This window comes from Azospirillum himalayense (assembly GCF_042657465.1).
Classification (GTDB): domain Bacteria; phylum Pseudomonadota; class Alphaproteobacteria; order Azospirillales; family Azospirillaceae; genus Azospirillum; species Azospirillum himalayense.
Window position 1 is genome coordinate 260,475 of record NZ_JBHSLC010000049.1, and the last position, 18,113, is coordinate 278,587.

Consider the following 18,113-nt stretch of genomic DNA (forward strand, 5'->3'; position numbering starts at 1 on the left):
GGATGGACGAGGCGTGCGGCGGCCTGGAGGTCGCACCGACTCCCATCGCCCCGCTCCGCGACCGGGATCGCCTCCGCGCCGAGGTGGACCGGCTGATCGCGGCCATCGACCGGGCGTTGACGGAGCAGGTCAACGCCATTTTGCACCACCCGCGCTTTCAAAGACTGGAAGCCGGGTGGCGCAGCCTGCATCTGCTGGTGCAGGCTGCGGCCGGGGTGGAGGGGGCCAAGATCCGCGTCCTTCCCGTCTCCTGGACGGAGGTCTGCCGCGACCTGGAGCGCGCGGCCGATTTCGACCAAAGCGTGCTGTTCGCACGCATCTATTCCGACGAGTTCGGCATGCCGGGCGGCGAGCCCTACGGCCTGCTGATCGGCGATTACGAGGTGCAGAATCGGTTCGGTCCCGGCCGCGCCAGCGACGACGTGGCGGCGTTGGGCGGTCTGTCGGCCATCGCGGCGGCCGCCTTCGCGCCCATGATCCTGGGCTGCGCGCCGGCCATGCTCGGGGTTGAACGCTTCTCGGACCTGACGCCCAACACGGATCTCTCTTCGGTCTTCCAGGGGGCGGAGCACGCGCGCTTTGCCCGGTTCCAGGCGCAGGAGGACGCGCGCTTCCTCGGCCTCGCCCTGCCGCGCGTGCTGGTGCGGGCGCCCTACGCCGACGATGGCACGCGCTGCGACGGCTTCCGCTTCCGGGAAAACGCGGAGGCCCCGGACGGGCGGGAACTGCTGTGGGGCAACGCGGCCTTCGCCTTCGGCGCGGTCGTGCTGCGCGCCTTCGCCAACCATGGCTGGCTCGCTGACATCCGCGGGGCGCGGCTGGACGAGTTGGCCGGCGGGCTGGTCACCCATCTGCCGCGCGCCGACTTCGCGACGGACCGCCGGGGTGTGGCGGTGCGGGCGCCGCTGGAGATCGGTTTGACGGAACGCCAGGAACGGGCGCTCAGCGAACAGGGGCTGCTGCCGCTGGTGCGGGCGCGCGAGACGCCCTATTGCGTGTTCAACAGCTGCCAGTCGGTGCAGCAGCCGGCCGGCCACCTGAACGACGCGGCGGGGGCGAACGCCCGGCTTTCGGCCCTGCTGTCGGCGATGCTCTGCGTCAGCCGCTTCGCCCATTTCATCAAGGTGCTGGCGCGGGACCGTGTCGGCAGCGTGTCCACCCCGGAACAGTGCCAGGCGTGGATCGAGGACTGGCTGCGTGGCTACGTCATGGGGAACGACGACGCCTCGGTGGAGATGAAGGCGCGCTACCCGCTGCGCGACGGGCGCGTGCAGGTCGTCGAACCGCCCGGCCGCCCCGGCCATTTCGAATGCATCATCCACCTGCAGCCGCATTTCCAGTTCGAACAGGCGGTGGCGAGCTTCCGCCTGACCACCCGCGTCGCCGCGCGCGCCGGATCTTGAACGGGATGAATCCCGATGGAGGCGTAATGAGCATCGTCGACCGTGGACTGCTGCCCTCCGTGCTCGACCGTCTTCTGGAACCGGCGCCCAAGCCCGGCCAGCCCGACCCCAAGGCGCGTGGACAGAGCATCCGCGAGCTGCGCGCCAGCCTCAGCCGCGACCTGGAAGCCCTGCTGAACGCGCGCCGCCGCTGCCTCGGCTGGCCGACGGAGTTCGAGGAGCTGGAGGCCTCGCTGCTGGCCTACGGCCTGCCGGACATGGGCGGCACCGACCTGGCGGTCGCGGAGGCGCAGGAAGCCTTCTGCCGCGCCATGGAGCAGACCATCCGGCTGATGGAGCCGCGCTACGTCTCGGTGCGGGTGGAGCTGCTGTCGAAGACCGATCCGCTGGACCCGACCTTGCGATTCCGCATCAACGCGCTGGTGCATGCGGAACCGACGCCGGAGCCGCTGGTGCTCGACTCCGTGTTCGATCCCGCCACGCGGCGCCACAGGATCGGCCGGAACCAGACCGGGAAAGGCGCATGAGCGACGATCTCATCGCCTACTACAACCAGGAACTCGTCCATCTGCGGCGCTCCGCGGCGGAGTTCGCCAAGGCGCATCCCGTCCAGGCCGGCCGGCTGCGCCTGACCGGCGACGCGGTGGAGGACCCGCACGTCGCCCGGCTGATGGAGGCCTTCGCCTACCTCGCCGCGCGGGTCCGGCTGAAGCTGGACGACGACTTCCCGCAACTGACCGAGGCGCTGTTGGGGGTGCTGTACCCGCACTATCTGGCACCGCTGCCCTCGGCCGCCGTGGTGCGCTTCACCAGCGTGCCGGACCTGACCGAGCCCGCGGTCCTGCCGGCCGGCAGCGCGCTGAACAGCGAAGCGGTGGAGGGCGAGGTCTGCACCTTCCGAACCTGCTGCCCGGTGACGCTGTGGCCGGTGGCGCTGGAGTCCGCCGTGCTCGCCGGGCGGCCGATCGCGGCCCCGGAGAATCCGAGGGCGCGCGGTGCTGTGTCGGTGCTTCGGCTGACCTTCCGCACGCTGATGCCGGAGACGCCGTTTTCGTCGCTGGCGCCCGACCGCCTGCGCCTGTTCCTGCGCGGCGCGCCGGAACGGGTGTTTCCGCTCTACGACCTGATGGCCGGCCATGTGCTCTCCGTCGCGGTGGCGGAGGACGCGTCCGATCCGGCGCCGGTCATCCTGGGTCCGGAGGCGGTCCGGCCCGTGGGCTTCGACCCCGACGAGGCCATGCTGCCGGCCGACCCGCGCACCGCCCCCGGCTACCGCCTGCTGACCAAGTACTTCGCCTATCCGGAGAGCTTCCAGTTCTTCGACCTGACCGGCTTGGCCGAGCGGGCACGGCGGGCGAGGGGGACCACGCTGTCGGTCTTCCTCTATCTGGACAAGGCGCGGCCGGATCTGGAGCGGGCGGTCAGCGTCGAGAACTTCGCGCTCGGCTGCACGCCGGTGATCAACCTGTTCCCGCAGAAGGCGGAGCCGATCCCGCTGACCCACCGGCAGACCGAATACCGCGTCGTGCCCGACGCGCGCCGGCCGCGCGGGACGGAGGTCTACGGCATCGACCGCGTCACCGCCGCCGCCCCGGACGGCCGGCGCACGGCGTTCCTGCCCTTCTACGGAACCCGCCACGCCGGCGCGCCCGAGGGGCGGTTCTGGCATGCGACGCGCCGCGCGGCCGGGCCGGCCAATCCCGGCAGCGAGCTGTACGTGTCGCTGGTTGACCTGGGTTTCGACCCCGCGGCACCGGCCGGGCACGTGCTGTCGCTGGACCTGACCTGCCTGAACCGCGATCTGCCGGGCAAGCTGCCCTTCGGCGGCGGAAATCCGCGCCTGACGCCCGTCCAGGGCATGGCCGCGGTGGACAGCATCGACTGCCTGACCCCGCCGTCGCGCACTCTGCGGCCATCGGAGCTGGGGCAGAACCGCTGGCGGCTGATCTCGCACCTCAGCCTCAACCACCTGTCGCTGACGGGCGAGGGGGCGGCCGAGCATCTGCGCGAGATCCTGGCGCTGTACGACCTGCGCCGCACGCCGGAGACCGCCGCCATCATCGACGGCATCGTGGGGCTCGGCGCCCGGCCCGCCGCGGCGCGGGCGCCGCAGGGGGGGCTGCTGGCGCTGTGCCGGGGCGTGGACGTGGCGTTGGACCTGGACCCGGCGCGCTATTCGGGGACGTCCATGCTGCTGTTCGCGGCGGTGCTGGAACGGTTCCTGGCGCTGCACGCGGCGGTCAACAGCTTCACGCGCCTGACCCTGCGCGCGAAGGACCATGGGGGAGTGCTGAAGCAATGGCCGGCGCGCGCGGGCGAACGGATTCTCCTGTAACCGACGAACTGGCGGCGGAGCCCTGGCGCTTCGACTTCGTCCAGGCGGTGCGCCTGCTGGAAACGGCGGCGCGAGCGGCCGGGCGCGACCGGGGGGCAGTGGGCGGCGACCACCCGCGCACGGAGGACGCGGTGCGCTTCCGCAGCCTCGACACGCTGGTCTATCCGGCCGCGGAGGTGCCGCGCGTGGACCGGCATGAGAATGGCGCGGACATGGCCGTGTCGGTGCTGGGCCTGACGGGGCCGCTCGGCGTCCTGCCGCAGCACTACACCGCCTTCGTCCACGAGTGCCGGCGCTCGCACAACCCGGCGCTGGCCGACTTCCTCGACGTCTTCCACCACCGCATCCTGTCGCTGTTCGCGCGGGCGGCCGGCAAGTACCACCTCGGCCTGTCCGTGGAGCGCGCCGCCACGGCGGAGGAGCCGGACCCGATCACCGCCGTCCTGCAAGCCCTGGTCGGCGTGCAGGGCATGGCGTCCCCGCTGGCGCCGACCCTGGTGCATTACGCCGGCCACCTGTCGCAACGCCGCGCCTCCGCCGCCGCCCTGGAAGCGATGCTGTCCGGCGACCTCGGCCTTCCCGTGCGCATCGAGCAGTTCCAGGGCGCGTGGCTGACGCTGCCGGAGGCGGAGCAGTCCCGTCTGGGCGAGGCTTTCTGCGCGCTGGGGGTGGACGCCATGGCCGGCGAGCGCGCCTGGGACGTGCAGAGCCGCTTCCGCGTGGTGATCGGGCCGGTGCCATATGCGGATTTCGACTCGCTGCTCCCCGGCGGCGCGCGGCTGGAGCGCGTGGTGGCACTGACGCGCTTCCAGGTGGGCGAGGCGCTGGACTTCGATGTGCAGCTGATCCTGAGGCGCGAGGGGGTGCCGGAGTGCCGGCTGGCGGAGGCGGGCCCCGGCGCCTTTCAGCCACGGTTGGGGTGGAACACGTGGCTGAAGGGCGGGGAGATGGAGCGGGATGCGGAGGACGCGGTGTTTTAAAAATTTTTTTGCAACCCATATCCGCTTGCCGCACGCGTTTCTTCTTATGGTGGATATTCAAGGCGCAACGGCCGGATGAATGGCCGGTGTCTCTCAAATGGATTTTGTTGTCATATCGACAATGGGCTTTGCTGAGCATGTCAGCATGAGCATGGAAACCTCGACGCCGGCAACCGCGTCGATCACGTAATTTACTCCAGCCACCAACCCTATCGCTTTAATCGAGGCCATAAAGGCCGGAGCCGCGATCGGGCTACCCATGGCGATGACAGGTATATCGCTGAAAACTATGCAACCAATTTCGACGCCATTCACATACGCATTACCAGAAAATGGGATTAGAGTTGCATAACCATCAAATAGCCTGTGATCTTCCGATATGCAGCCTTGTGGGCCGACGATAAGAGGGCCAATGCCAGATCCGGGTGCGCCGATCCCCATATCCCCTGAATAGCTTGGAAGAGGTATTGGCGGCTCGATCCCTAGCCCTACAGAAACTCCTCCGCCATAACAACTGACCTTCGCTTTTTTGCCTGATTTCGCATGCTCTAAGTCGTAAGTAATAGCGGCCAATGTGAAGCCAGTCTTACAAATATCTAAAGAGATTTGGTGAGAGTCGTCGCCGGTAATTCGCCATCCAGAATCGCGGGTAATGTTGAAAAAACTGCAATTTGCCGCGAGTGATGAAGAAAGTTTTTCGGCATTGTTGGATTGTTGCTTGGGTATTTTGGGGCGAGACGGCCCGCCAATTCTTAACGGAGGTGGGCGGTTTCCGACTTTAGAACTGCCTTCAGCCATGGGAGTCTCCAATCTTTAAATGTCATTCCGTTATCTGCGTCTGCCATTTCCTTCCAACGGCTCGCGTATACGGCAATGCAACTCCGCATTGGCCACCACTTGCGGCGACTAACGCAGTAAAAGTCCCGGGTATGCTCACCCCGACTTTGTCGTCGCGATGTCATACGAACTGACAATCGGCGCCTGCGGCTTGTGGCCGGCATCATAGGGCGTGTACTTCAATTCGATCTTCGAGAAGTTCAGGCTGATGGTCTCGTTCGGCCGGCCCGAACCGTTCGCCGACACGCTGTAGCCGCTGACCAGCGCGTTCTCCAGCGTGTAGGTCATGAAGGTGTCGCCGGGATCGCCAGTGGTAACGAGGTCGATCTGGACCTTCTTGCCGACCTTGCCGGCCACCGCCTCCTTGAAGAACTTGGGCGAGGACTTGTCGAGTTCGCGGGTCAAGGTGACCTCGCTGATCGAGGGCTCGGAGGACTCGCGGTTGGCCGCCCGGCCGCTCGGTGTGCTGATGGCGCGGCCGACGCCGAACTGCATGGAGCCGACGTCCACCCAGTTCTTGTGCGACTCATGCGTTGCATCGCCTTCAATGCCGTCGATCTTCACGTAGATGGCCATCGGATTCCTCCCGGAGGATTGAAGCGGTTTTCAGTGGATGTCGAAGGAAAAGCGGCCCTGCGCGTCCAGCCCGACCCGGGCCGCGGCGACCGGCTCGTCGCGCGCCAGCCGCTCCAGAAGGAGGGCGGACAGGTCGGGGAGCAGGCCGCGGGTCAGGATATGCTCGATGTTGCGGGCGCCGCTGTGAACCTCGCCACACCGCGCGGCAATCGCCTCCACGACCTCGGGGCCGTAGCGGAAGTCGGCCCGGTAGGCCTCGCGCAGGCGCTTGGCGATCCGGTTCAGGTTCAGCTCGACGATGCGGGTCAGGATGTCGGGCGCCAGCGGCAGGTAGGGCACCAGCGTCACGCGGCCGAGGAAGGCCGGCTTGAAGTGGCGCAGCAGTTCCGGCTGCAGGGCGTCCGGCAGCGTGTCCGGCGCCGGCAGGCCGGTGGGGGAGGCCGAGAGCCGCGTCAGCGTGTCCGTGCCGGCGTTGGAGGTCATGATGATGAGGGTGTTCTTGAAGTCGATGTCGCGCCCCTCGCCGTCGCGCAGCATGCCCTTGTCGAACACCTGGAAGAAGATGTCCTGCACGCCGGGGTGCGCCTTCTCCATCTCGTCCAGCAGGATCACGGAGTAGGGGCGGCGGCGCACCGCCTCGGTCAGCACGCCGCCCTCGCCGAAGCCGACGTAGCCGGGGGGCGAGCCCAGGAGCATGGAGACCTTATGCTCCTCCTTGAACTCCGACATGTTGATGACGGTCAGGTTCTGCTCCCCGCCGTACAGCGCCTCGGCCAGCGCCAGCGCGGTCTCGGTCTTGCCGACGCCGCTGGTGCCGACCATCAGGAACACGCCGATGGGCTTGCGCGGGTCGGTCAGCCGGGCGCGGGCGGTGCGCACGGCCTGGGCGATGGCCTCCAGCGCGTGGTCCTGGCCGATGACGCGCTCTGACAGGCGTTCGCGCAGGGACAGCACGGCGTCGATCTCGCTGGTCACCATGCGGCCGACCGGGATGCCGGTCCAGGTGGCGACCACGTCGGCCACCGCCGTCCCGTCGACGAAGACGTGGACCAGAGGCTGCTCGCCCTGCGCCTCGGCCAGTTCGTCGAGTGTCCGGGCCAGCGCCGCCTTGCCCTCCGCCGCCTGGGGGGAGTCGGGTTCGGCGGCCTCGATCGCGTCGCGCAGGCGCCTGATCTCCGCGGCAAGCTCCAGCTCCCGCGCCCAGCGCTCCTCGACGGCGGCGAGCGCGGCGATGGCGGCCTCGCGCCGTTCGGTCAGTTCGGCGATGGCGGCCGCGTGGTCGGTGCCAAGCGCGGCTTCGCGGTCGAGCACCGCGATGCGGTTGGCGAGCGCGTCGATGGTCCGGCGCTGGTCCTCCACCGCCGCCGGGGTGGCCGACTGGCTCATGCCGACGCGGGCGCAGGCGGTGTCGAGCAGGCTGACCGCCTTGTCCGGCAGCTGCCGCCCGGCGATGTAGCGGTGCGACAGGCGCACGGCCTCCACCACCGCCTCGTCCAGGATGCGCACGCCGTGGTGCGTCTCCAGCGTCGCCACGAGGCCGTGCATCATCGACAGGGCCGCGGTCTCGTCCGGCTCCTCCACCTTCACGACCTGGAAGCGGCGGGACAGGGCCGGGTCGCGCTCGAAGTATTTCTTGTATTCGGCCCAGGTGGTGGCGGCGATGGTGCGCAACTCGCCGCGCGCCAGCGCCGGCTTCAGCAGGTTGGCGGCGTCGTTCTGCCCGGCCTGTCCGCCGGCCCCGATCAGGGTGTGCGCCTCGTCGATGAACAGGATGATCGGCTGGGGCGACGCCTTCACCTCGTCGATGACGGAGCGCAGGCGGTTCTCGAACTCCCCGCGCACACTGGCGCCGGCCTGCAGCAGGCCGAGGTCGAGCGTCTTCACCGCGACCTCGCGCAGGGCCGGCGGCACGTCGCCGGCGGCGACGCGCGCGGCGAATCCCTCCACCACGGCGGTCTTGCCGACGCCGGCCTCGCCGGTGAGGATCGGGTTGTTCTGGCGGCGGCGGGTCAGCACGTCGACGATGGCGCGGATTTCCGCGTCGCGGCCCAGCACCGGGTCGATCTTGCCGGCGCGGGCGCGCTCCGTCAGGTCGATGGTGAAGCGCGCCAGCGCGCCGCCGGCTGCGGCCGGGGTCTCCTCCGCCTTGGGAGAGGCGCCGGGAGCCGGGGCTTGGCGGGCCTCGCGGGAGTTCCCGGCGATGCCGTGCCAGTCGGCGGCCAGCGCCTCTGCGGATAATCTGGCGAGGGGGCCGAGTGCCGAGCGCGTCGCCTGGGCCAGCGTTTCGTCGCTCAGCAACGCCAGCAGCAGATGACCGGAGCGGACACGCGGCGCCCCGCCCTCCATGGCGCCGTCCAGGGAGGCGAGCAACCACCCTTCGCGCGCGAGGCTGACCAGATAGGGGGACAGCACCGGCGTGCGCGTGTTGCCGGCGCGCATGCCGTCCAGGCTGCGGGTCAGGCTGTCCTGGACGCGGCCGATGTCGATGGCGTGGTGGTGGGCGATGGCGTGCAGGTCGGTGTCGGGCTGGTCGAGCAGGCGGAGCAGCCAGTGCTCGATCTCCACCGCCTGGTTGCCCCGCGACAGCGCGAAACCCGGCGCCGCCTCCAGGGCCGTCCGGCATGGTTCGTTCAGCTTTGCAAGGAGCGACGACAGGTTCACCGACACCATCGATCCGGCCTCCTGATCTTGCCCTGGTGTTCGCCTGTACGTGTTCGGCGAGCAAATCTTTCAAAGCAACCGGGGGTGTTTCAAAGGCCATTCCTGTGTATAGGCGATGGGAGTAGCCGGGCGACATCTGTTCGGGTCACTTCCCCCGCAGGATGCGACGATTTCGGGCGTGCCCCCGGTTGGTGGTCAGTTGATGGTGACCAAGCCGCCCTTGATGGCGACCATGGCGTCGCCCTTCACCTGGTTCATCGGGGCTTTCACCTCGGTCATGGCCTGGCCTTCGATGCGCACCATCACGCCGCGGATGGTGACCCCAGTCTGGTCCAGCCGGATCGAGCTTTGGCCGACCTTCAGCTCAATGGACTGCATGGCCTCGCACTCGCTCTTGCCCAGCGCGACCTTGGTGGTCTGGTTGCCCTGCTGGATGGTCAGGGTGTCGTTCCCCATCTCGATGGTGACCGTCCGGTCGCCTTCCTTGATCGTCTCGGTCTGGTTCTTGCCGACTTCCAGCGTATCGTCCTTCTCCACCACCCGCTGGAAGTCCTTCTGGGCGTGGAGATAGACCTGCTCGCTTCCCTTGCGGTCCTCGAAGCGCAGTTCGTTGAAGTCGGCCGGACCGCCGCCCTTGCTGCTGCGCGTCTTGACGCCGCTCTGCGTCTTGTTGTCGGGCAGGGCGTAGGGCACGGGGTTGTCGCCGTTGTAGACGCTGCCGACGATCAACGGCCGGTCGGGATCGCCGTCCAGGAAATCCACCACCACTTCGGTCCCGATGCGCGGGATGAACTGGTGTCCCCAGCCGCGCCCCGCCGACAGCTGCGCCACACGGATCCAGCAGGAACTGTTCTCGTTGCGCTTGCCCAACCGGTCCCAGTGGAACTGCACGCGCACGCGGCCGTGCTTGTCGCAGTCGATCTCCTCGCCGGAGTTGCCGACGACGATGGCCGTCTGGGGACCGCGCATGACCGGGCGCGGCGTGACGCGCGGCGGTCGGTAGGCGACGTCCGCCGGAATGGCGTCGAAACCGTTCTGATAGGTCGCCTGCCCGCCGCCGGTCGACCGCAGCTTCGGGTCGGTGGCGGCGTGCCGGACGCCGGTGACGACGTAGGCGCGGCCGTTCTCCGCCGCCACGGCGTGGTTGTGCAGGGTGAAGCGCCCGCCGGGCGCCATGTGGCGGGCGCTGCCGGCGCCGGAGACCTGGAGAAAGGGCGCCTCGATTTCCTCCATCCGCATCTTGGCGCGGGCCGTGCCGGCGCCAAGGTCGGCGTAGCCGCCGGGATACTCGAACCGCTCCTGCGGCGCGCCGCGCATCGCCGGCAGCATGGTGTTGCTGGACGCGGTCAGGTCGGTGCGCGGGGTTTCGAAGTTGAAGTCGCGCTGCACCATCCGGTCGGGGCGGAAGCGGTAGCCGCCGACCCACTGCGTGATGCCGCCCCAGCCTTGCCCTTCCCGCGCCATGTCGATCCGGCTCTCGGGAAGATCCTTGTAGGCGGACGCGCCGTCGGCCATGACGAGGACGTGACGGTCGGCCTCGTGCCGGAAGACGTAGAAGATGCCTTCCTCCTCGGCCAGCCGCGAGAGGAAGGCGAAGTCGCTCTCGTCATACTGCACGCAGTAATCGCGCGTCGTGTCGGCCCCCTTGATGCCCGACAGATCGAACTGCACGGCGGGGGAGGCGGCGCGGTGATCCTCCAGAACGGTGCGGATGATGTCGCGCACGCTCTGCTTTTGAAAAATGCGGCAGTCAGTGGTCTGGGTGAGCAGCCACAGCCAGGGCACGACGTCCAGCCGATAGGAGCGTTGGCCATCCTCGATGGGGGCGCCGACATCGAATCCCTGCACGAGGGCGTGGAAGCGGCGCGGGGTTCCGGCGGGTGCCGACACGGACCAGGACACCGGCGTGCCGATCAGCTCCTCCGGCTTGATCGTCGTGCGCGGGCTGACGACGTCCAGGGTGAAGCGGAACAGCGACGACATGGCCTCCTCGCCGGAGAAGCCGGTGAGGAGCGTCGCTCCCCTCCCGAGCACGGTGTCCAGCGTCAGCAGGCGGTTGGTGGATGCGATGGCGATGGCGGCGCTCGGGTCCATGGCAACGCTCCCGGCTGGGCTTCCGATGGGTCGGGCAGACCGGAAAGACTGCCGAAGCACTCCACCGAACGCAATGCGAGTGCAGTCCGCCGTGGTGGTTTATTGCTGACTAATCCGCTTGTTCTTTTCGTTACCTACATTTTGATGGCGAGTAATCGGCGCTGCTGGACTGAAATGTTCATGCGTCAAAGGGATGTCCGGCATGGATACTTCTTTCGATACGGCCGCGCTTGACCTTGCAGCCATTCTGGCTCCGATCTCCGCCGAGGCGCCCACGGGGCCGGACCTGCGCTTGGACTACGCGGACAGGGCCCCCTATCGGCAGTTGAAGGACGCGCGGCAGGCCGCGCGCGCGGCGGAGCGGCGGCAGGAGGCCGAGAGCGACGCCTCCGCCACACCACCCGAATGGCGGCTCATCGCCGATCTCGCACCGTCCGTCCTGGCCACGCAGAGCAAGGACTTGGAGGTCGCGGCATGGCTGGCCGAGGCGTGGCTGCGCACGCGCGGCATGGCGGGCCTGGCCGACGGCTTTGCCGTCCTGCGCGGGTTGGTGGAGCGCTACTGGCCCGATCTGCACCCGCAACCGGATGAGGACGGCGTCGAGACCACCGTCGCACCGCTGACCGGGCTGAACGGACGGGACGGAAACGGAACGCTGCTTCAACCGCTCAGCCGGCTCCCGCTGACCTTCGGTGCGGATGGCAGTTCCTACGCGCTGTGGCAGGTGGAGCAGGCGGCCGGGCTCGATCTGCTGGGGGATGATGACCGGCGCGAGCGCCGCATCGCCGCCGGAACGGTGCCCATGGACGTGATCGAAGCCAGCGCGCGTGCGACGCCACCCGCCGCCTTCGTGAGGCTGGCCTCGGACATCGACCGTTGCCTCCAGGCGTTTCAGGGGCTGGAGGCGGCGCTCGACGCGCGGCTCGGCATGGACGGACCGCCGACACGGGCCATCCGTGACACGCTGGAGCAGATGCGCCGGACGTTGACCGGCTTGGCCGGAAGCGCGCTGGAGCCCGCCGGAACGCTTTCCTTCCAGGGCGATGTGGGCCAGGGCGATGTGGGCCAGGGCAATGCGGGCTCGTCGGTCGCGCCGGCGGCGTCCGCGATGGCGGCGTTTGCGGGATCGGCGACCCCCGCCGCATCGTCCTGGCAAGGACCTCCTCGGGGGATGATGATCGAGGGGTTCGCTTCGCGCGAGGACGCGTTGCGGACGCTGGAGGCGGTCGCCCGGTACTTCCGCGAGGCGGAGCCGCACTCTCCCGTCTCCTACACCCTGACCGAACTGGTGCGGCGTGCCCGGCTGCCTTTCGTCGAACTCCTGGCTGAGTTGCTGCCGGACGAGGACGCGCGGCGCGGGCTGCTGACGGCCGCCGGTATCGACAAGCGGCTTGCCGAGCCCGGAGAGGATTAGATGCAGAGGCTGAGATGCGGTGCCGCTCGAACGACGGAATGACTCTCCAGGGCGAGGCGTCGACAGTCCCGTGGGGGCCGACGCAACCGGTACGACGCCGTTCCCCGGAGCATGAACCGAGGCCTGCGATTTCAACCCGTGACCGGAGAGCCCGAAGGCGTCAGGGCAGGGAGACGAGGCCATGAGAAAGGAACCGTTTCTCCAGCGCATCCCCCTATCGGAACCGCGGGGGGGCAAGCCGCCCGAGGATGAGGGCACGGTGGTGCAGCCGATCTCCATCGGACCGGATTCTGAAGGGCTGCCTTCCGAGGGGCCAAACCCCGACGGATCACTGTCGGAAGGGCTGCCGTCCCTGCGCTCGCCGTCCTTGCAGTCGACGTCTTCCGGGATCCGGCCCCTGCCACGCGCGGCGGAACCGGTCCAGGTCGGTGACGTGCTCAAGGAACGGTTTGTCCTGGAACAGGTCCTGGGGGCCGGGGGCATGGGCAAGGTCTTCCTGGCGCTCGACCTGCGCAAGCAGGAGGCATCCGACCGCAATCCCTATGTCGCCATCAAGGTCCTGAAGGAAAGCCTGCGCGAACACCCCAGCAGCATCATCGCCCTGCAGCGCGAGGCCCGCAAAGCGCAGGAGCTGTCGCATCCCAACATCATCAAGGTCTACGACTTCGACCGGGACGGCGACCGCTTCTTCATCACGATGGAGTATCTGACGGGGAAGTCGCTGGACCGCATCATCCGGGCCGAAGGTTTCACCTCCATGCCGCCGGCCGAGGCCGGGCGGGTCATCAACGCGGTGGGAGAGGCGCTGGCCTTTGCCCATGGCAACGGTTTCGTTCATTGGGATCTGAAGCCGGGCAACATTTTCATCACCGACTCCGGCCGTGTGAAAGTCATCGACTTCGGTCTTGCCCGCGCGATCAAGCAGCCGACGCCGGGCGACGAGGATGCCACGGCCTTCGACGTGGGCAGTCTGGGTGCGATGACTCCCGCCTACGCCAGCCCGGAAATGATCGAGACGCAAACGCCCGATCCGCGAGGGGACATCTATTCGCTCGCCTGCATCACCTACGAGCTGCTCGCCGGGCACCATCCTTTCAGCCGGATGCCGGCCACCCATGCGCGGGACACGCGGATGAAACTCGTGCACATCCGGGGCTTGGGGAAGGCGCAGATGCGGGCGCTGCAAAACGCGTTGGAATTCGACGCCGCCAAACGAACGCGCTCGGTCGAGGTTTTCCTGCGTGACATGAAGCTGGGACGTGGAGGCGCCGCACCGAGGTTCGGCCCCGCCGCAAGGGTGGGGTTGGCCGGGACCGTGGTCGCCGCCCTGGCGGTGGGCGGCCTGTGGTGGACGGGCTGGCTTGCGCCGGCTCCTCCGGCACCGGCGCCGGAGAAGCCCGCGCCACGGCCGGTGGAAAGCGCCGTCGACGTGGCGCCGCCGACGCCGAAGGCGGCACCGCCTTCGGCATCGACACCCATGTCCACGCCCACACCCACTCCCAGGCCGGCTCCGGCTCCGCCGCCGGCCAAGCGCCCCGAACCGGAGCGTCCCAAGGCGATGGAGGTTCCCCGTCCGCCACCGCCCGATCCGCCCGTTCCAAAACCGTTGGTGGCGCCGCCGCCGCCACGCCCGGTCGAACCGCCGGGCGTGGAGGGTGTCCGTGCGCTCATGGGCGGATGGTGCAGCGGGGTCATGAAGCTGACCCTGGCACCGGCGGAATGGACGCTGTCGTTGCCCAGCGGCTCCATCGTTCCGATGCGGGTCGGCCGCTATGAAACGGCCGACGGCACGCTGGTCGTCGAGCTGACGGGGACCGACGGGCGCCGGACATTTTGGGAGTTCGGCGAATTTTCCGGCGACAACCGCACCATGGTTCAACTGCGCGCCCGTTCGGACAGCGATCCGGACTGGCGCGAATACAACCGGCCCTTCCGGCGCTGCTGACGGTCCAGGACCCTTTATCCGCGGGAGAACGGTGATGAGCGACGGGGAAACGATCGACGATCATGCGCCGACCCGGACGTTCTGGTTCCACACGGCGGCGGTCAGCCACGCGGGAACCGTCCGGTCCGTCAACGAAGACGCTTGCCTGGACCGCTCGGACGTCGGGCTGTGGGCGGTCGCCGACGGCATGGGCGGGCACGAGGCGGGCGATTACGCCAGCCGGATGGTGATGGCCGCGTTGAACCGCTGCATCGACCCGACCATGGGCGCGCCGACGGGGCGGGAGATCCGCGCGGCCCTCGACGGGTGCAACGCCGCGCTGCTGGATCATGCCGGTCGTCTCGGCAGCGCCGTTGTGGGCAGCACGGCGGTCGTGCTGACCATCACCGGACGCCGTTTCTCCTGCGCCTGGGCGGGCGACAGCCGGCTGTACCGGGCCCGTGGCGGCGCCTTTGTCCAAGTGACCCGCGACCACAGCTACGTCCAGCAGCTGATCGACAGCGGCGTGCTCGATCCGTCCGAGGCGGAAGGGCATGCCAAGTCGAACGTCATCACCCGCGCCGTCGGCGCCACGGACGCGCTGGTCCTGGACACGGTGGAGGGCGACGTGAACCACGGCGACCTCTTCCTCCTGTGCAGCGACGGCCTCACCAAGACGCTCGCCGATCCGGACATATCCGGCGAACTCGACACCATGGGCCACAGTGCGGACGGTGTTGCGGGAGCGGCCGGACGGCTGCTCGATGCCGCACTGGCGCGCGGGGCGCGGGACAACGTCACGCTGGTGCTGGTTCTATGCGAAGCCGTGGCTGGTCCGTTGCGGGCCCCGCCACCGGCCGGCGATCCGCAAGACGGTGATCCGCAAGACGGCGATCCGACGCTCACATCGTGAAACGAGACGGCACCGAACGATTCCCTAGGGGGGAGAAACCTTCATGTTAAGTCGGGCGCGTTTTGGTTGGTCCGCGTTTGTCCTCGTGGTGGCTCTCTTATTTTCGGGTTTCGTGGAACAGGCCATGGCCGCGGAGCGGCGCGTGGCGCTGGTGATCGGCAACGGCCGCTACGACAACGGCGGCTCCGTACCGGGCGCCGTCGCCAGCGCGCGGACCGTGACCGAGGCCCTGCGCAAGGCCGGCTTCGAGGTGGCCACCCAGTTCGACCTCAACCACCGCAACCTCACCCGTGCACTGTCCCGTTTCCAGGAGGATTTGGCCCGGGCGGACCTCGGTGCCTTCTACTATGCGGGCATGGTGCTCAGCCTCAACGACAAGAGCTTCATCGTTCCCAGCGACGCCCGCCTCAACATGGAGGTGGACGCCATGCTCGAAACCGTTGAGTTGGATTCGGTGCTGGAGCAGATCCAGAACGCCAGCTACCGCTCCATCGTGGCGTTCGATCCGATCGTGCCCAACCCGATGGTGGACCGCCTCGCGACGACCATGGGAGCGAACGGCCGTTCGGCCAGCCCGCTCCTGGCCACGACCACGCCGCGCGATCGCATGATCATCGCCTTCGCCCAGCGGCCGGGATCGTCCCCGGTGCCGACCAGGGTGAACGGCGCCAGCGCCTTCGCCGCAGCGCTTGCCGAGGAAATCGTCAAACCGGGCGTCCCGGTGAAAAGGGCGTTTCAGGCGGTGGACCAGACGCTCGCCAGCGTTTCCGGAGGCGCCCAGCGCATCTGGTTCGAGGACCGGTTGGACGGTGATCTGATGCTGGTCCCGGTGCCTCCTCCGCCGCCGGCCGGCGATCCGGTGGCGAGCAAGACGGCACCCCCGCCTCCCGCCGTCCCGGCACCCACTCCGCCACCGGCTCCCGCACCGTCGGCCGTGATCATCGAACCGTTCAAAGGGGACTTCTACACCACGCGCAAGACAACGGTCTTCAAGGACCCGGACGCCAAGTCATCCCGTGTCCGGACCCTCGACAAGGCGGCCCCGGTGTCCGTCACGGCCAAGGTCAAGGTGGGCAAGGCGGAGTGGATGCGCGTCGAGGAGGGGGGAAAGACCGGCTATGTCCAATCCACCCTCCTGACGAAGGATGCGCCGCCCGAACCACCGACGAAGACCGAGGAGGCGAAGGCGCCGCCGCCGCCGCAAAAGCGTCTGATCGAGGGCGATGTTTATGTCACCAAGGATGCGATCGCCATGCGGGATCGTCCGGAGAAGGGAGCGCGCAGCCTGCGCACCCTCGAACGCGGCGCGCCCGTGACCGTTGCCGTTCCGGTCCCCGAGGGCGATTGGGTGAAGGTTCGTGACGTGTTCTGGAACGACGGCTACATTCCACTCGCCAGCCTTTCCGAAGTTCCCAAGCAGGACGCGGTGAAAAGGCCGCCGTTGTCCGGTTCGACCGGCACACCCTCGGACGAACCCAAAGGGACACCAAATTCGGGCTCATCAAATTCGGGCTCATCAAATTCGGGTTCACCGGGTTCGGGTTCGCCGGCGGAATCGAAGCCCGGCGACCCGTTCGCCAACCTTCCGCCGCCCATCCGATCCGCGGTGGTCAGCGCGCGTGAGGCGACCCAGCAGGCCACGGCCAAGCGCAACGCCGGCCGCACCGCGGCAGAGCAGGCACGGAACGCGCAGAAGCGGGCGCAGGCCGCGGCGCAGGACGGGCGCAGCATCAATTCGCAGTTCCCCAATGGCGATTCGTACCGGGGGCAGGGCGACGGGCCGACCAAGAACGGCTTCGGAGTCTATCGGTATGGGAACGGCGGTGCCTATGAGGGTGAATGGAAGAACGACGCCATGACGGGGGCGGGCGTCTACAGCTTCCCCAGCGGTGAACGGTTCGAGGGCACTTTCGCGAACGGCAGTCCGAATGGGCCGGGCATCTACCATTTCCCCAACGGCGATGTCTTCACCGGCGATGTCCGCAACGGTCGTCCGAGTGGGGCGGGAGAAGTGCTGTTCGGCAATGGCGACCGTTACCTCGGCACCATTGCCGACATGCAACCCGAAGGTATGGGCACCATGAACTTCCGTTCCGGCGACCAGTTTGTCGGCACCTTCAGGAATGGGCTTCAGAATGGCCCCGGTGTGCGCATAGCCAAGGGCGGGTCGGGTGAGGACCTGGTCATCCCCGGCGTTTGGCAGGGCAGCGTGGTCGTTCAGAAATGAGCGAACTGCACGTTGCCGTTTGCGGCGGGCCGCCCTGATCGGTGCTGAGCGGAATGCCGCTTAAAGCGGCTTTGGCGCACGGAGGTGCGCGCCCTGAATCGAGCATGCGGTTGTGCGCCGTTACGCCGATGACGGCTTCGGCCTGCTGCACGGGCAGACGCCCGGGCGTGCAGGCGGTCGCCGTTGGTTTCCCTCTGCCAACCCATCCGACCGGTTTCGGCAATCCGGACGACGGGGCCGCCCTTTTGCACGGCACATCAGCCCCCGCCAATTGGCCCGGCGGCGCTTCCATGCACCAACGCCCCGCCCGATGCCCTCACCCCCAGGCGCGGCTGTCCTTGACGACCACGGCGAAGCGGTCGGCCATGGCGGCGAGGGTGGCGCGGTGGAGCGCCTCGGCCGGGATCACGCCGCCGGCCCCGTCCGGCAGGTCGCGGGTGGCGCTGGCCGCGTCCACCACCGTGGTCCGCCAACCGAGGTCGAGGGCGGCGCGCACCGTGCTGCTGACGCACATGTGGGTTTGGAAGCCGGCGACGATCAGCTCCTTGCGCCCGGTGGCGCGGATCAGGTCGTCGAGATCCGTCCCGGCGAAGGCGTTGGGCAGATGCTTCACCACCACCGTCTCGCCGTCCAGCGGGATCAGCGGGGTGACGATGCCGGACCGCGGGCCGTCCGGATTGAACAGGGCGCCGCCGGGCTTGCCATGATGGACGATGTGGAAGACCGGGACGCCGGCCTTGCGCGCCCGC

The 18,113-nt window shown here is 68.5% G+C and carries 13 protein-coding genes; 8 read left to right on the forward strand and 5 right to left on the reverse strand.

Annotated features, from left to right (window positions below):
• Positions 1–2 precede the first annotated feature (2 nt).
• From tssC to tssG, 4 genes are read left to right on the forward strand one after another with little or no spacing between them, the layout of a single operon-like run.
• Entirely contained in the window at positions 3–1,403 is a 1,401-nt protein-coding gene (gene tssC, locus ACFPMG_RS22645; protein ID WP_376997457.1) for a type VI secretion system contractile sheath large subunit, read from the forward strand.
• 26 nt (positions 1,404–1,429) lie between these two features.
• Positions 1,430–1,930: a type VI secretion system baseplate subunit TssE gene (gene tssE, locus ACFPMG_RS22650; protein ID WP_376997458.1), complete on the forward strand. Its 501-nt coding sequence runs from the start codon at positions 1,430–1,432 to the stop codon at positions 1,928–1,930.
• On the forward strand, positions 1,927–3,738 hold the full coding sequence (tssF, locus tag ACFPMG_RS22655; protein ID WP_376997460.1) for a type VI secretion system baseplate subunit TssF: 1,812 nt from the start codon (positions 1,927–1,929) through the stop codon (positions 3,736–3,738). Before tssE ends, tssF begins: the two co-directional genes overlap by 4 nt.
• A complete protein-coding gene (gene tssG / locus ACFPMG_RS22660; protein WP_376997462.1) occupies positions 3,702–4,718 on the forward strand; it encodes a type VI secretion system baseplate subunit TssG in 1,017 nt (338 codons plus the stop codon). Before tssF ends, tssG begins: the two co-directional genes overlap by 37 nt.
• A 93-nt stretch (positions 4,719–4,811) precedes the next feature.
• Here tssG and ACFPMG_RS22665 read toward each other — a convergent pair whose 3' ends face one another.
• The 4 genes from ACFPMG_RS22665 to ACFPMG_RS22680 form a co-directional block, all read right to left on the reverse strand.
• Positions 4,812–5,516, reverse strand: coding sequence for a hypothetical protein (locus ACFPMG_RS22665; RefSeq protein WP_376997463.1), 705 nt, complete (start codon positions 5,514–5,516; stop codon positions 4,812–4,814).
• Positions 5,517–5,651: 135 nt separating this feature from the next.
• The gene (locus ACFPMG_RS22670; protein ID WP_376997465.1) at positions 5,652–6,131 is read right to left on the reverse strand and encodes an Hcp family type VI secretion system effector; all 480 of its coding nucleotides are present in this window, start codon (positions 6,129–6,131) and stop codon (positions 5,652–5,654) included.
• A gap of 30 nt (positions 6,132–6,161) precedes the next feature.
• On the reverse strand, positions 6,162–8,801 hold the full coding sequence (tssH, locus tag ACFPMG_RS22675; RefSeq protein ID WP_376997467.1) for a type VI secretion system ATPase TssH: 2,640 nt from the start codon (positions 8,799–8,801) through the stop codon (positions 6,162–6,164).
• A gap of 186 nt (positions 8,802–8,987) precedes the next feature.
• A complete protein-coding gene (locus tag ACFPMG_RS22680) occupies positions 8,988–10,886 on the reverse strand; it encodes a type VI secretion system Vgr family protein (RefSeq protein WP_376997469.1) in 1,899 nt (632 codons plus the stop codon).
• 202 nt (positions 10,887–11,088) lie between these two features.
• On the opposite strand from ACFPMG_RS22680, the gene tssA reads away from it, so the two are divergent.
• The 4 genes from tssA to ACFPMG_RS22700 all read left to right on the forward strand — a co-directional run bounded on the left by tssA (position 11,089) and on the right by ACFPMG_RS22700 (position 17,364).
• Positions 11,089–12,300, forward strand: coding sequence for a type VI secretion system protein TssA (gene tssA, locus ACFPMG_RS22685; RefSeq protein ID WP_376997470.1), 1,212 nt, complete (start codon positions 11,089–11,091; stop codon positions 12,298–12,300).
• Between the two features lie 181 nt (positions 12,301–12,481).
• Positions 12,482–14,245, forward strand: a complete 1,764-nt coding sequence (locus tag ACFPMG_RS22690; RefSeq protein WP_376997471.1) for a serine/threonine-protein kinase — start codon at positions 12,482–12,484, stop codon at positions 14,243–14,245.
• A 34-nt stretch (positions 14,246–14,279) separates the two neighbouring features.
• Positions 14,280–15,137, forward strand: a complete 858-nt coding sequence (locus tag ACFPMG_RS22695; protein ID WP_376997472.1) for a PP2C family protein-serine/threonine phosphatase — start codon at positions 14,280–14,282, stop codon at positions 15,135–15,137.
• A gap of 142 nt (positions 15,138–15,279) precedes the next feature.
• The gene (locus tag ACFPMG_RS22700; protein ID WP_376997474.1) at positions 15,280–17,364 is read left to right on the forward strand and encodes a caspase family protein; all 2,085 of its coding nucleotides are present in this window, start codon (positions 15,280–15,282) and stop codon (positions 17,362–17,364) included.
• Positions 17,365–17,680: 316 nt separating this feature from the next.
• Here ACFPMG_RS22700 and ACFPMG_RS22705 read toward each other — a convergent pair.
• A partial coding sequence (locus tag ACFPMG_RS22705) for an isochorismatase family protein (RefSeq protein ID WP_376997476.1) occupies positions 17,681–18,113 on the reverse strand: 433 nt, incomplete at its 5' end.

Bases quoted from the DNA above. Each gene is read 5' to 3' on its own strand.
- ACFPMG_RS22680 (WP_376997469.1), bottom strand. From the start codon at position 10,886: ATGGACCCGAGCGCCGCCATCGCCATCGCATCCACCAACCGCCTGCTG.
- ACFPMG_RS22690 (WP_376997471.1), top strand. From the start codon at position 12,482: ATGAGAAAGGAACCGTTTCTCCAGCGCATCCCCCTATCGGAACCGCGG.
- tssF (WP_376997460.1), top strand. From the start codon at position 1,927: ATGAGCGACGATCTCATCGCCTACTACAACCAGGAACTCGTCCATCTG.
- tssH (WP_376997467.1), bottom strand. From the start codon at position 8,801: ATGGTGTCGGTGAACCTGTCGTCGCTCCTTGCAAAGCTGAACGAACCA.
- tssA (WP_376997470.1), top strand. From the start codon at position 11,089: ATGGATACTTCTTTCGATACGGCCGCGCTTGACCTTGCAGCCATTCTG.
- tssG (WP_376997462.1), top strand. From the start codon at position 3,702: ATGGCCGGCGCGCGCGGGCGAACGGATTCTCCTGTAACCGACGAACTG.
- tssE (WP_376997458.1), top strand. From the start codon at position 1,430: ATGAGCATCGTCGACCGTGGACTGCTGCCCTCCGTGCTCGACCGTCTT.
- ACFPMG_RS22665 (WP_376997463.1), bottom strand. From the start codon at position 5,516: ATGGCTGAAGGCAGTTCTAAAGTCGGAAACCGCCCACCTCCGTTAAGA.
- tssC (WP_376997457.1), top strand. From the start codon at position 3: ATGGACGAGGCGTGCGGCGGCCTGGAGGTCGCACCGACTCCCATCGCC.
- ACFPMG_RS22670 (WP_376997465.1), bottom strand. From the start codon at position 6,131: ATGGCCATCTACGTGAAGATCGACGGCATTGAAGGCGATGCAACGCAT.
- ACFPMG_RS22695 (WP_376997472.1), top strand. From the start codon at position 14,280: ATGAGCGACGGGGAAACGATCGACGATCATGCGCCGACCCGGACGTTC.